This window comes from Kitasatospora sp. NPDC090091 (assembly GCF_044747365.1).
Taxonomy (GTDB): domain Bacteria; phylum Actinomycetota; class Actinomycetes; order Streptomycetales; family Streptomycetaceae; genus Kitasatospora.
Genome location: NZ_JBIVDY010000001.1, coordinates 384,892 through 397,543 on the forward strand (window position 1 = coordinate 384,892; position 12,652 = coordinate 397,543).

At 75.2% G+C, this 12,652-nt stretch carries 13 protein-coding genes; 5 read left to right on the plus strand and 8 right to left on the minus strand.

Going from position 1 to position 12,652, the window contains the following annotated elements; all coding sequences use genetic code 11:
- Positions 1 to 27: 27 nt before the first annotated feature.
- A complete protein-coding gene (locus ACIPSC_RS01695) occupies positions 28 to 912 on the plus strand; it encodes a LysR family transcriptional regulator (protein ID WP_400822203.1) in 885 nt (294 codons plus the stop codon).
- A 39-nt stretch (positions 913 to 951) separates the two neighbouring features.
- Here ACIPSC_RS01695 and ACIPSC_RS01700 read toward each other — a convergent pair whose 3' ends face one another.
- On the minus strand, positions 952 to 1,368 hold the full coding sequence (locus ACIPSC_RS01700; RefSeq protein WP_400822204.1) for a hypothetical protein: 417 nt from the start codon (positions 1,366 to 1,368) through the stop codon (positions 952 to 954).
- 264 nt (positions 1,369 to 1,632) lie between these two features.
- Between ACIPSC_RS01700 and ACIPSC_RS01705 the strand changes: the two genes are divergently transcribed.
- Positions 1,633 to 2,106 (plus strand): hypothetical protein, encoded by a 474-nt coding sequence (locus ACIPSC_RS01705; protein ID WP_400822205.1) that lies wholly within the window; start codon positions 1,633 to 1,635, stop codon positions 2,104 to 2,106.
- A 312-nt stretch (positions 2,107 to 2,418) separates the two neighbouring features.
- Complete coding sequence (locus ACIPSC_RS01710; protein WP_400822207.1) at positions 2,419 to 2,634, plus strand: heavy-metal-associated domain-containing protein; 216 nt, start codon at positions 2,419 to 2,421, stop codon at positions 2,632 to 2,634.
- Between the two features lie 125 nt (positions 2,635 to 2,759).
- On the opposite strand, the gene ACIPSC_RS01715 is transcribed toward ACIPSC_RS01710, so the two are convergent.
- Together ACIPSC_RS01715 and rpe are read right to left on the minus strand one after the other, a co-directional pair.
- Positions 2,760 to 3,719 (minus strand): pirin family protein, encoded by a 960-nt coding sequence (locus ACIPSC_RS01715; protein WP_400822208.1) that lies wholly within the window; start codon positions 3,717 to 3,719, stop codon positions 2,760 to 2,762.
- Positions 3,720 to 3,916: 197 nt separating this feature from the next.
- A complete protein-coding gene (rpe, locus tag ACIPSC_RS01720; protein WP_400822209.1) occupies positions 3,917 to 4,600 on the minus strand; it encodes a ribulose-phosphate 3-epimerase in 684 nt (227 codons plus the stop codon).
- A 251-nt stretch (positions 4,601 to 4,851) separates the two neighbouring features.
- Between rpe and ACIPSC_RS01725 the strand changes: the two genes are divergently transcribed.
- On the plus strand, positions 4,852 to 5,709 hold the full coding sequence (locus ACIPSC_RS01725; RefSeq protein ID WP_400822210.1) for a hypothetical protein: 858 nt from the start codon (positions 4,852 to 4,854) through the stop codon (positions 5,707 to 5,709).
- A 239-nt stretch (positions 5,710 to 5,948) separates the two neighbouring features.
- Here the strand turns inward: ACIPSC_RS01725 and ACIPSC_RS01730 are convergent, their stop codons facing one another.
- Positions 5,949 to 6,608: a C39 family peptidase gene (locus ACIPSC_RS01730; protein ID WP_400822211.1), complete on the minus strand. Its 660-nt coding sequence runs from the start codon at positions 6,606 to 6,608 to the stop codon at positions 5,949 to 5,951.
- A 197-nt stretch (positions 6,609 to 6,805) separates the two neighbouring features.
- On the opposite strand from ACIPSC_RS01730, the gene ACIPSC_RS01735 reads away from it, so the two are divergent.
- Positions 6,806 to 8,041: an SUKH-4 family immunity protein gene (locus tag ACIPSC_RS01735; protein ID WP_400822212.1), complete on the plus strand. Its 1,236-nt coding sequence runs from the start codon at positions 6,806 to 6,808 to the stop codon at positions 8,039 to 8,041.
- On the opposite strand, the gene ACIPSC_RS01740 is transcribed toward ACIPSC_RS01735, so the two are convergent.
- The 4 genes from ACIPSC_RS01740 to ACIPSC_RS01755 form a co-directional block, all read right to left on the minus strand.
- Positions 8,035 to 8,688: a DUF4188 domain-containing protein gene (locus ACIPSC_RS01740; RefSeq protein ID WP_400822213.1), complete on the minus strand. Its 654-nt coding sequence runs from the start codon at positions 8,686 to 8,688 to the stop codon at positions 8,035 to 8,037. The two genes, ACIPSC_RS01735 and ACIPSC_RS01740, sit on opposite strands and share 7 nt — an antisense overlap.
- Before the next feature lie 68 nt (positions 8,689 to 8,756).
- A complete protein-coding gene (locus ACIPSC_RS01745) occupies positions 8,757 to 9,359 on the minus strand; it encodes a TetR/AcrR family transcriptional regulator (protein ID WP_400822214.1) in 603 nt (200 codons plus the stop codon).
- 197 nt (positions 9,360 to 9,556) lie between these two features.
- Complete coding sequence (locus tag ACIPSC_RS01750) at positions 9,557 to 10,543, minus strand: aldo/keto reductase (protein WP_400822215.1); 987 nt, start codon at positions 10,541 to 10,543, stop codon at positions 9,557 to 9,559.
- Between the two features lie 124 nt (positions 10,544 to 10,667).
- Complete coding sequence (locus tag ACIPSC_RS01755; RefSeq protein WP_400822216.1) at positions 10,668 to 12,410, minus strand: protein kinase; 1,743 nt, start codon at positions 12,408 to 12,410, stop codon at positions 10,668 to 10,670.
- Positions 12,411 to 12,652: the final 242 nt, after the last annotated feature.

A 12,652-nucleotide genomic window follows, 5' to 3' on the forward strand; every position in this document is an offset into this window, starting at 1 on the left:
CTGACCCATCGATCAGGGGAGCTGATAGTGGTGGACCCGCACCAGTTGCGCACCTTCGTCACAGTGGTCCGGCTCGGCTCCTTCTCCGAGGCGGCCCGGGAGCTCGGCTACACCCAGTCCGCCGTCTCCCAGCAGATCGCCACGCTGGAGTCGGACGTCGGCGCGAGCCTGCTCACCCGGCGCCCGGTCGGCCCGACCGAGGCCGGCGCGCGGCTGCTGGAGCACGCCGGGCCACTGCTGCTGAGGCTCGACGCGGCGCGCGCCGACGTCGCCCGCCTGGTGGGAGCACCGAGCGCCCGGCTGGTGCTCGGCACCACGCCGCTGGCGGTCGGCGCGGCACTGGGGAGTGCGCTCGCCGAGGTGCGCCGGGCGTACCCGCGGGTGGACCTCACCGTCCGGGTGACGGCCCGGGACGCCCTGCCCACCCTGGTGGCCACCGGCGAGGTGGACCTCGCCCTGGTCGACGGCCTGGCCGCGCCCAGCGACCCGCTGCCGCTCCCGGACGTCGGCCCGCTCAGCACCGTCGCGGTGGACGAGCGGCCACTCGCCGTCGCCCTGCCCGCCGGGCACCCGCTGGCCGGCCACCGCGGCGTGGCCCTCGCCGACCTCTCGGCGGCCCGCTGGCTCGACGCCCCCGAGATCGCGCCGACGGCCGCCCGGCTGCGCGCCGCCACCGCGGTGGACGGCTTCCGGCCGGCCGCCCGCTACCTGGGCGGGGACGTCCGGGGTCTGCTCGCGCTGGTCGCGGCCGGGCACGGGCTGGCCGTGCTGCCGGCGGCGGCGCTGGACGGCGCTCCGGGCGTCGCGGCCGCGCCGGTGCGGGAGCCGCGGCTGGTGCACCGCACCGAGCTGGTGCACGGCAGCCTGCCGGAAGGGCCGGCGGCGCTGCTGGCCCGGCTGCTGGGCGGCTGAGCGGTACGGGGGCCTCGGTCGGCCCGGCTGTCGGACCGCTCAGCCGACGATCTCGGCGCCCTCGCAGCAGGGGCCGTCGAGTTGATAGCAGAGGTAGCGGAGGCAGCCGAGGCAGAGCTCGACGTTCTCCAGCCGCCAGGTGTCGCCGTGGCAGGCACAGGTGGTCCGCAGCCGGAGGAGGGCGTCCCAGCCGGTCCGGCCGCCGATGGCCTCGTAGGACCGCCGGACGTAGTCGGCGGTCGGCCCGTCCAACTCCTCGCCCCGGCGTGCGGCGGCCAGCTCCCAGCAGTGGAGGGCGAAGTAGGCCTTCCCGTCCACCAGCCCGGCCGGGCCGCGGCCGCCCGCCTCCCAACTCCGGACCGCCGCGCCGACCCGCTCGGGAAACGGGAGCGCGGGGTCGAGGAGCAGGGAGTTCCCGCCCTCCGGGGCGAGGTCCGTGATCTGATCGTCGGTCAAAACGGCCCCCTTTCCGCCGCCCACGGTAGGCCACGCCGGACGGGGGCGACGCACCGGACCCCGACCTTCGGCGGGGGCCGGCGTCGGTCGTTCGGCGGAGGGCCAACAGGCCATCATGAGGCCTTCCGGACAAGCCGATTAAGTGAATGGATTGCGCACGGATCATTCACGAACTCCCCCCTTAGTGTCGCAAGTGCTCCACCGTGGGACGTCCACGGCTCAGCAGGAGCCGTCGCCCGCGCACCACCGAGGGGACCTTTCGACATGTTCAAGTACGCAGGCCGCCGGCCGCGGCTCCGCGCGATCCTGGCGGGCCTCGCCACGCTGTTCGCGACCGTCCTGCTCGCCGGAACCGCGGCCGGGACGGCCTCGGCCACCGGGACCGGCGCCGCACGGGCCACGGTCGGCGGCTGGAGCTGCTCCGGAGCCGCCATTCCCGCAGGGTACGTCCTGACCGACTACGACCCCCGCGGCTGCGGCGGCTTCGGCTCCTGGTACCAGGAGCCGGTGAAGAACGGGATCCTGACCTGCTCGGGCTCGCCGGTGGTGTCCGGGTACGTCATCACCGACTACATCAAGACCGGCTGCCGCGGCATCGGCGGCTGGTACCACGAGCTGGCGAAGGACAAGCAGTGGACCTGCTCCGGCTCGCCCATCCCGCCCGGCTTCCGCACCACCGGCTGGTTCATCTCCAGCTTCTGCCAGGGGATCGGCGCCTGGTACATGGTCCGCGCCTGACGCGGGCGCGGCGGGGGGGGGGGGGGGGGGCGGGCGCCCCCCCCCCCCCCCCGGGGGGGGGGGGGGGGGGGCGGGGGCCCCCCGCGGGGGGCGGGGGGCCGGGCCCCCCCCCCCGCCCCCCCCCCCGCCCCCCCCCCCCCCCCGCCCCGGCCCCCGCGGGGGCGGGGGCGGGCCGCCGGCCCCCCCCCCCCCCCCCCCCCCCCCCCCCCCGGGGCGGCCCCCCCCCCCCGGGGGGCGCCCCCCCCCCCCCCCCCCCCCCCCCCCCCCCCCCCCCACCGCACCTCCGAAACGAAGGCCGGAACGCCCACCAGGATGACGGGTCCCCACCGCCTCAGCGTCAGCGGCATGGACTGCGGTCGGTGCGAGCGGGCCGCCGTCGCGGGGCTCAAGGCGGTGCCCGGCGTCGCCAAGGTCTCCGCTCACGCACCCACCGGACGGATCACCCTCACCTGCGATTCGGCCATGGACGACGGCGCCCTGCGGGAGGCCCTCGCGCGGGCCGGATTCACCGTTCTGCGCCGCGTGTGACGCGCACGCCCGAGCGGCGGCTACCGCTCCTCGCCGGCGGCCGACTCGACAGCCAGGACCGAGCCGCCCTCCGCGCCAGCGGGAAGCCTCATGTCCCGAAGGCTGCAAAGCCGCAAAAGGCCAGCTCAGCGCACCCGGCCGCGTGCCTTCAACGGCGTCGCCGGCATCTCCGGCGCGCGCAGTCGGGCGCCGTCGTAGCCGTGCACTTCACCGAAGCGGGTGCCCTGCTCCCAGGCGGTGCGGGCCTGGGAGATCTCCTCGCCCGTGCGGCCGATGAAGTTCCACCACATGACGAGGTGTTCCTCGAACGGCCGGCCGCCGAGGAGGAGGACGGCGGCGTCGGTGCGGGCGAGGAGGGGGAGTTCGCGGCGGTCGGTGCCGAGGTAGAGCATGGAGCCCGGCTCGACCCGGACGCCGTCGACGTCGATGCTGCCGGTCATCGAGAGGACGGCGTACTCGAAGCCGGGTTCGACGGGGAGCCTGAGGTCGGCGCCCGCGGTGAGGGCGAGGTCGGCGCCGACCAGCGGGGTGTAGGTGGTCCCGGGTGAGGCGGCCGAGTCGAGGGTGCCGAGGATGACGGTGGCGCGCAGGCCGGGGGCGGTGACGACGGGCAGGTCGGCGTGGTGCTCGAAGGCCGGGTCGGTGTGCCGGTGGGCGTCCGGGAGAGCCACCCAGAGCTGGGCGCCGTGCAGGTAGCGGGCGTGCGGGCGCGGGGACTCCTCGGAGTGCGAGATCGCCCGGCCGGAGGTCATCAGGCCCAGCTCGTAGGGGCGGACGGTCTGCAGGCTGCCGAGGCTGTCGCGGTGCAGGACCTCGCCCTGGTGGAGCCAGCTCACGGTCTGCAGGCCCATGTGCGGGTGCGGCGGGACCTGCATACCGGGCTCGTCGGCGATGTCGTCCGGGCCGTAGTGGTCGACGAAGCACCAGGCGCCGACCATCCGGCGGCCGAGGTTCGGCAGCAGGCGGCGCACCACCGTGCTCTCGCCGAGCGGGACCTGGCGGCCGGTCAGCAGCTCCTTCACCGGACCGGTGCCGGCCTCGCCGCCGCAGCGGGTCGGCGCTGGCTTGAGGTCGAGGTTGCTCATGATCGCGGGTCCTCCACCGTACGGGTCGGGACCGGCCGGGGCCGGGGGCGTCGAGCACGATCATCCAGCACCCCGGCGGGTTCCTCCACCCGGAGAGGCGGGCACCGTCCGCTCGCCGACCGGTCGCAACCGGTCGGCTAGCGGACGTTGAGCTGACGGCGACCGGACGCCGCACGACGAGCGCCCGCGCGTCGGCCTCAGTGCCCGCAGGCCCACCACGCGTCGGCCGTCGCCGCGTCCGCGAGCTCGCGCAGCTTGGCGACCGCCTCGGCCGGGTCCTCCGCACCGTAGACCGCGGAGCCGGCCACGAAGACGTCCGCGCCCGCCTCGGCGCAGCGCTCGATGGTGCCGGCCGAGACCCCGCCGTCGACCTGCAGCCACAGCTCCAGGCCGTGCTTGTCGATCAGCTCCCGGGTGCGGCGGATCTTCGGCAGCATGATGTCGAGGAACGCCTGGCCGCCGAAGCCCGGCTCGACGGTCATGATCAGCAGCATGTCCAGCTCGGGCAGCAGGTCCTCGAACGGCTCGATCGGCGTTCCGGGCTTGAGCGCCATGGACGCCCGGGCGCCCTTGGCCCGGATCTCGCGGGCGAGCCGGACGGGCGCGGCCGCGGCCTCGACGTGGAAGGTGACCGAGCCGGCGCCGGCCTCGACGTACTGCGGGGCCCAGCGGTCCGGGTCCTCGATCATCAGGTGGCAGTCGAGCGGGGTGTCGGTGGCCCGGGCCAGCGACTCCACGATCGGGACGCCCAGCGTCAGGTTGGGCACGAAGTGGTTGTCCATCACGTCGACGTGCAGCCAGTCCGAGCCCCTGACGGCCTCGGCCTCCTCGGCGAGCCGCGCGAAGTCCGCGGACAGGATGCTGGGGTTGATCTGCGCCATTACCGAATGCCTTCGTGCGAGGGTTCCGGTGCCGGGAGTGGGCACCTCGGCCCATCATCTCTCGGTGGGCCGGAGGGACCGAACGGGGCGGGTTCCGAGGCGTGAGACCTCGCCGTGACCCTCGTCACACCGCGCGCGGGGTTACCGCGGCCGCCGCCGCGGTCATCAGCCCTGTGCGGCCGGACACCAGCCCTGTGCGGCGTCTCCTCCGTCCGCGCGCCCCGGCGCTCCCCTGCGAGGAAGGCCCTCCGTTGACCGGTCCCGTCCACCCCGCCCGCGCTCTCTGGTGGCTCTTCGAGCCGGTGCACGCGATCACCTACTTCGCGCCCGAGGCGCGCACCGCCTTCGAGGCCGCCGGACTGCGGGGCGGCTGGCGCGGCTACTTCGCCGGCCGCGCGGCTCCGCTCGGCCCGGTGGACGCCCCGCCGGTGGTGGCCGCGTTCTTCGGCTTCGCGCCGGGGATGGTGGAGCGTGCCCTCCCGGACGTCTGGAAGCGAGCCGACCCGCAGACCACGCTGTCGGCCCGGGTCGAGGGCGCCTCGGCGACGCTCGAACGGCTGCTGGAGCACGTCGAGCGGGAGCGGATCGAGCTGGTCACCGACCGGCTGGAGCAGGCCGTCTCCCGGCTGGACTGCGCGGGCCGGGTGCTGGCCGCCGCGAACGCCGCGCTCCCCCGCCCGGCCGGCCTGCACGGGCGGCTCTGGCAGGCGGCCACGGTGATGCGCGAGCACCGGGGCGACGGGCACGTCGGCGCCCTGGTCGCGGCCGGGCTGGACGGCTGCGAGGCGCTGGTGGTGCGCTGCGCCCTGGACGCCCGGCGCGAGGCGATACAGCCGATGCGCGGCTGGACCGACGAGGAATGGGAGGCGGCCACGGCCCGGCTGGCGGAACGCGGCTGGCTCACCGAGCGCGGGGCGATCACCGAGTCCGGGCGGCTCCGCCACCAGGCGCTGGAGGCGGCCACCGACCTGGCAGCCGCCCGGGTCTGGCAGGACCAGCCACGCGCCGAGCTGGACCGGCTCGCCGACGCGCTCAAGCCGATCGCGGCGCTCTGCCGCGCCGCCCTGCCCCCGGTCAATCCGATCGGCCTGCCGGAGACGACGGCCTGACCCGCGCCTTCGGGCCTGTCCGGTCGACACCCCGAGCCGTGCGTGCCCCGCCGCCGAGGCGGGTGACGCACGGCACGGGCCGCCCGAGCCGCGACGCGGCTCGGCAGAACCGCGGCGCGGCTCACCCGAACGGGTCACGCCCAGCGCGCCCGGACGTCCACCGGCCACCCACCTGCGCGCCGCCGACCCACGCACCTCCCCGGCAGCCGGGACCGCACCCGCCCGCCCGCCAACCCGCCTCAGCCGTCGACGGTCTCCGGCGGGCCGAGGACGATCCCCCGGCCGGAGTAGAACCGCTCGAAGTGCCGCCACGGGACGTGCGCGTACGCCTGCGACTCGCCCGCGAACCCGGACGGGTTGTGGATCACCAGCGCCGTCCCCGTCGTGCCCACCGCGAGCACCAGGTGCCCGCCGCGCCGTTGCGGCTCGGGCCCGTCCGGGTGGCGGACCGCCGGGTGCACCGACAGCATGACCAGCCGCCCGGCGGCCACCTCCGCCGACACCTCCTCGGGCGTCAACTCCCGCGCCTGCGCGCTCAGTCCCCAGCGCTCCTGGACGTAGGCGGCGAACGGCGTGTGGATCAGCCCGCGCAGCCGGTCGCCGTCGCGCTCGTAGGCGCCGGCCGTCAGGCACTCACCGGCCAGCGTCATCGCCGACGGCGCGACGCCCCACCAGTGGTCCAGCGCCATCCGCAGGCAGGCGACACCGCAGAGCCGCCAGGACCAGTACTCGTACTCCTCCGGCGTGGCGGCTCCCGACGAGCCCCAGCGCGGGTCGTCCGCCGCGCTCACCGAGCCGGCGATGATCTCCCGCACCAGGTCGGGCGACTCCCACTGCGCGTAGTACGGCACCTCGTGCACCACGGCCGCCCCGCGTCCGCCTTCCTCCGCCACCACCATGCACCGACGCTCTCACGGCGGACGGGCTCCGCCGCCGTACGACACCCGCGACCGCGCCACCCGCCGCGCCCACCACCACGCGCCGCCCACCCACCACCGCCGCCCACCCGCCACGGGCCGCCCTGGCCGCGGCCCTGTCGGTGAGGCCCGCTAGGGTCGGCAGAGATCAACGATCATCAACCCGGGGGTGGCCAGGCGTGGGCATCGAACAGGATTGGGGCGGGCGCCTGCGGCTGGAGTCCGCGGAGCTGCCGGACGGGCTCGCGCACCAGCCCAGCCGGGACTTCCTGACCACGGAGGGCCTGCCGGAGACGGCCGCCTTCCTGGACTTCTACACCCTCGGCGCGCCACCGCTGGAGGCCTTCGGCGACGCGGAGGACGGGGGCGGCAAGGAACACCTCTTCGTCCTCGGCGAGACCACCTACACCGCCCACACCGCCCACGAGGGCGAGGCCGTCCTCCTCGACGGAGTGACCGGCGAGGTGTTCCTGGCCGGCCGGCGCGGCGGTGTGCTCCGCCGCGACCTGCTCGCGACCGGTCTGCCCCAGCTGGTCGAGCTGCTGCGCGAGGTCGACGCGGCGGCGCTCGCCGCCGAGGAGCCCGAGGCGATAGACGGCCAGCGCGGACCGGCGGTCGTCGCCGGGGTGGTCGACGTCGTCCGGCAGCGGATGCAGGCGATCGACCCGGCGCTGTTCCGGGACGACGACACCCCGCCCGCGCACTGGGACACGGCCCTGTTGGTCCGCTCCCTGGCCTGGGGCGCCCTGCCCGGCGTGCCGGACGGGCCCGGCTCCCCGGCGTACGAGATAACCCCCGAGCTCGTCGCGGACCTCGCCGAGCTCAGCGCCCGCACCGCCACCACCGTTACGGACATCCGCCGCTTCCGCCCCGACGAGCTGCCGGACGGGCTCACCCACGGCCCCACCCGCCGGCTGCTCACCGAGCTCGGCCTGCCGGTCGGCGGCACCGTGCTCGACGTCGCCGCCACCGGGCCGCTGCGCACGATGGCCGAGGCGCACCCGGAGGAGTTCGCCTCCGCCGACGAGGCGGAATCGGCCGCGGAACGCGAGTACCAGCGCGACCACCTCGCCCTCGCGCACTGGCCGCACGACCTCGTGATCGCCCTCGACGGCGCGACCGGCCACCTGGAACTGCCCGCCTGGCACGACGCCGGCGTGCCCGCGGCCTACCTCAACCGGGACCTCTCGGCGCTGCTGTTCGCGCTCTGGACGCGCGAGCGGCTGCGCGCCGAGTGGCGGCGCTGGGAGGACGGGCGGGCGCGCGCGGCCTGGGCGGTCTTCGACCCGCAGGCGCTGCTGGGCCACGTGGCCGAGCACGCGGTGGCCGCCGTCGACCCCGAGGCCTTCGCGACCCCGGACCACTCGTGGCAACTCCTCGCCGACGACGACCACATGGGCGGTCTGCTCTACTGAGCCGCAGCACCCTCGCGCGCCTCGCCGGCACCCCCGGCGACGGCCCCGCCGTCGCCGGGGGGCGTCCCCTCCACGCCCTCCGCCCCCTCCGACCCCGCCGCGGCCGCCGACCCCGCCGCGGCCTTGGACCGGTACGCGAGGCGGTCGGCCGCCCGGCGCCCGCGCCGCTCCACCGGCAGCGCGCCGTGGGCCGCCGCCAGGCCGAACGGCGGCATGTCGAAGTAGATCGCCTCGTACGACCCCTCCGGCACGACGTAGGTCTCGTGCCAGAGCCCGACGTGCTGCCGCGTCTTCCCCGCCTTGACCTTGCGGTTGGCGATGCCCCAGGCCTTCCGGTGGAAGGCGTCCGGCGCGGCGGAGTACTGGTAGAGCTTCTCCTTCGACTCCCAGTACTGGACGACGTAGTACGTCCGCGGCGAGGCCGTCAGCAGGATCCGTCCGCGCAGCCCGCGCTCGGGGGCCCTGGCCAGCTCGTACAGCATCCGGAACATCGCCGTCATCACCGGCACCCAGTGGTGGACGGCCCAGAAGCGATTGATACGCATGCCGATCAGCAGCACGACCGTGTCCCCGGTGGCATCTGCGGTGGTGTAGCCGGGATTCGGTTTGGCGGACACATCGACCTCCAGCTGTCTCCATCCACCCATGTAAGCGGTGATTACATCAGCGGCCGACCAGCCGGTCAAGGCTTCACACAAGCCCAATTCCCCACCCCTCAGCGGGGATTGGCGATCCCCTGACCGAAGGTGTCCAGCACCTGCGCGGCCAGCTCCTCCGCCTTCTCGATCGGCAGGTACCCGTCGATGATCAGCTGCGCCAGCCCGCAGACCAGCGCCTGGGCGGCCAGCCCCACCAGTGCCGGGTCACCCGGCCGGAGCCGTCCCGACTCCTGGTCCGCGACGATGAGTTCGGTGTAGGCCTCGTCGATCCCCTCCAGCCGGCGCTCCAGCTCCGGCTGCCGCGACGGCGCGAACACCCGCGACCGCACCAGCTCGAACCGGTGCGGGTGCCGGATCGCGTACCGGACGAAGCCCAGCCCGATCGCGCGCAGCGCGGACCCCTCGTTGCCCGCGGCCGCGTCCCGCTGCCACGCCTCGAAGTCGGCCAGCACCCGGTCCGCCAGTGCCGTCAACAGCGCCTGCCGGTCGGCGAAGTGGCGGAACGGCGCCCCCGCCGACACCCCGGCCCGCCGCGCCACCTCCCGGACGCTGACCCCGGCCTGGCCCTCCTCGTCCAACAGCTCGAACGCCGCCGTCACCAGCGCCTCGGCCAGGTCCCCATGGTGATAACTGCCCCGCCGGGCAGGCCTTTCCGTCATGGCAGCAGTGCTACCACAGCGGGCCCCGGTAACCGACGGGTACGTCGCGGCCGGGCCGCCGACCCCGCCGCGGGGCGGTCCACCTTCGGCCCAACTCCCCCTCCCCGCACCGACATGCCTCGACCCCGCCCGAGAACCGGGCGGGGCCGAGAACCGGGCGGGGCCGGGAAGAGCACGGGAAGCGACCCCGGCACCGCCTACCAGGCATAGTCCTCCGGGGCGGGCCGGTGGCCGGGGAAGATCTCGTCGAGACGGTCGAGGGTCTTCTGGTCGAGCTTCAGGTCGAGGGCGGCGATCGCGGCGTCGAGGTGGGCCGGGGTGCGCGGGCCGATGATCGGGGCGGTGACGGCGGGGCGGGCGAGGAGCCAGGCGAGCGCGAGGTGGGCGGGGTCGGTGCCGAGCTCGGCGGCGAAGTCCTCGTAGGTCTGAATGCGGTCGCGGTTGGCGGCGAGGATCTCGGCGGCGTGGCCCGTGGCGCCGCGGACGGCGGTGCCCTCCCGCTCCTTGCGCAGGACGCCGCCGAGCAGGCCGCTGCGGAGCGGGGACCACGGCAGCAGCCCGAGCCCGTAGTGCTGGAGCGCGGGGATCACCTCCAGCTCGATGGCGCGGTCGAGCAGGTTGTAGAGGGACTGCTCACTGACCAGGCCGAGGAAGTGCCGGGTCCGGGCGGACTCCTGCGCCTGGGCGAGGTGCCAGCCGGCGAAGTTGCTGGAGCCCACGTAGATGATCTTGCCCTGGGCGACCAGGACCTCCATCGCCTGCCAAATCTCCTCCCAGGGCGTGTCCCGGTCGATGTGGTGCATCTGGTAGAGGTCGATGTGGTCGGTGTTCAGCCGACGCAGGCTGTCCTCGACGGCGCGGCGGATCGCGAGGGCGGAGAGGCGGCCCTGGTTGGGCCACTCGCCCATCGCGGCGTACGCCTTGGTGGCCAGCACGGTCCGCTCGCGGCGGCCGCCGCCCCGGGCGAACCATCTGCCGATGATCTCCTCGGTGCGGCCCTTGAGGTTGCCTTCGCCGTCCCGCCCGTACGCGTTGGCGGTGTCGAAGAAGTTGATGCCCCGCTCGTGGGCGGTGTCCATGATCAGGTGGGCGTCGGACTCCTCGGTGTGCGGGCCGAAGTTCATGGTGCCCAGGCAGAGCCGGGAGACGGTCAGGCCGGTGCGGCCGAGATGGGTGAACTCCATGCCGCCCACCATCGGACGCACCGGCTCCGCTGTCCAGCACATTCCGCCGGCAGTCCACCAGGCGGACCAAGTCGCCCACCAGGTGGGCCGATACGTCCTGTTCGACGACGAACTTCCCGGCAGTTCAGGAGCGTTGGCGACTGCCCGGGACCACCAACCAGAGCAGCCAGGCGCCGGTGCCCAGGATCAGCATGTTCACCACGATCTGCCAGGGCAGCTCGCCGAAGCCGATCTTCCGCGCACCGAGCCAGGCGAGGAGCACGGCCTTGGTGAGGAAGAACAGGCCCACGTCGGCCGCCACCGTGGCCGCCCACACCGCGGCGGGGTGCCACCGGGGCCGGGGCAGGGCGTGCAGGAGGGCGAGCACGGAGGTGACCATGAGGGCGATGAAGAAGTAGCCGTCCGGCACGTCCCCCAGGTTGTTCCAGGGCAGCACGGAGCCGATGGCCCAGAGCAGGCCCACGCAGCCGAGGAACCGCACCACCGCAGCCCCGACCGCGGTCGGCGCGGCACGGACGGCCGGGTCGGGCACACCGGGGACGGGCGTACCGAGCACGGGAGCCCCGGGCACGGGCGCGATGGGCGACGTCATGGGGTACGACGTCGTGGGAGACGACGTCGTGGGAGACGGCGCCACGGGGTACGACGTTGCGGGAGACGACGTCCCCGAGTACGGCGACACGGCAGGCGTGGCGTTCACAGCGCCCGCCAGAGGGGCGGTCGGTCCGGCGAAGCCCGGGCTCCCGGCCGTCGGCCCGGCCTGGGCCGGCGCTGCCACCGGCCCGAACTGCCCCGCCCCTCCCGATTGCCCGAGCCCACCCGACTGCCAGGGCGCCCCGACCTGCCCGACCTGCCCGACCTGCCCGACCTGCCCGACCTGCCCGACCTGCCCGACCGGATCGGGATGCACGCCAGGCGCCACCGGCCCGACCTGCACCCGCCCCGTCCGGAACGGTTCGGCCGCACCGGCCCCGCCCGGCACCGGACCGGCCTCCAGCGTCGTCGGCGTCGGCACCGCCCCGGGCGGCAGCCCGCCGGGCAGCACTCCCGTCCGCGCCACCGTCTCCAGCGCAGCAAGCACCTGCTCCGCCGTGGCCCGGCGGGCCGGGTCCTTGGCGAGCAGCGCGGCCAGCACCGGCGCCAGGACGCCCGCCCGGACGGCCGGCCGCGGCTCCTTGGTCACCACGGCCACGCAGAGGGCACCGAAGGTCGTGCCGCTGAACGGCGCCTCCCCCTCGACCGCCGCGTACAGCGTCGCGCCCAGCGACCACAGGTCGTTGGCCGGGGTGGGCGGCCGCCCCTCCAACTGCTCGGGGGCCATGAAGGCGGGGGTGCCGATGACCGCGCCGGTACGGGTGAGCGCCGTCGTCGCGTCGGCCATGTGCGCGATGCCGAAGTCCGTGAGGACGACCCGATCGTCCGTCAGCAGGACGTTGTCCGGCTTGAGGTCGCGGTGGACGATCCCGGCCGCGTGGGCGCGCTGCAGAGCCTTCACCATCGCCACGCCGAGCTCGGCGACCCGCTCCACGGGCAGTGCACCGCCGCGGGCGAGCGCGGCGGCGAGCGACATGCCGGTGACGTACTCCATCACGATCACCGGGGCGCCCTCGTGCTCGACGACGTCGTGCACGGTGACGATGCCGGGGTGGTTGAGCCGTGCCGCCGCCCGGGCCTCGCGCAGCACGCGCTGGACGAGCTCGTCCCGCTCGCGCTCGCCGACGCCGGGCGGGAGCAGCACCTCCTTGACCGCGACGTCCCGTCCGAGCGTCGTGTCCTGCCCCCGCCACACACGGCCCATGCCGCCTTGGCCGATCAGCTCCAGAAGCTGGTACCGGCCCCCGATCAGTGCCCCGCTCACTGCTGTCACGCCTGGCACCTTAGCGTCACCTCCCGTGCGGTTCCCACACGGTGGAGTCGGCGTCCGTCCACCGACGGGCCGGACGCGGGCCGGATGCCGCGCCCCGGGCACGCCGCCGCCCCACCGGAAATCGCTTCCGTCCACCCGGCCCGCTCCCGTAGCGTGTCCCGGTCTTCGATCGTGGTCGCACCGTCGGACCGGCACTTCCGAGTCCCACCGCGACCACGTCGGACAGCACCGGACACCACCGG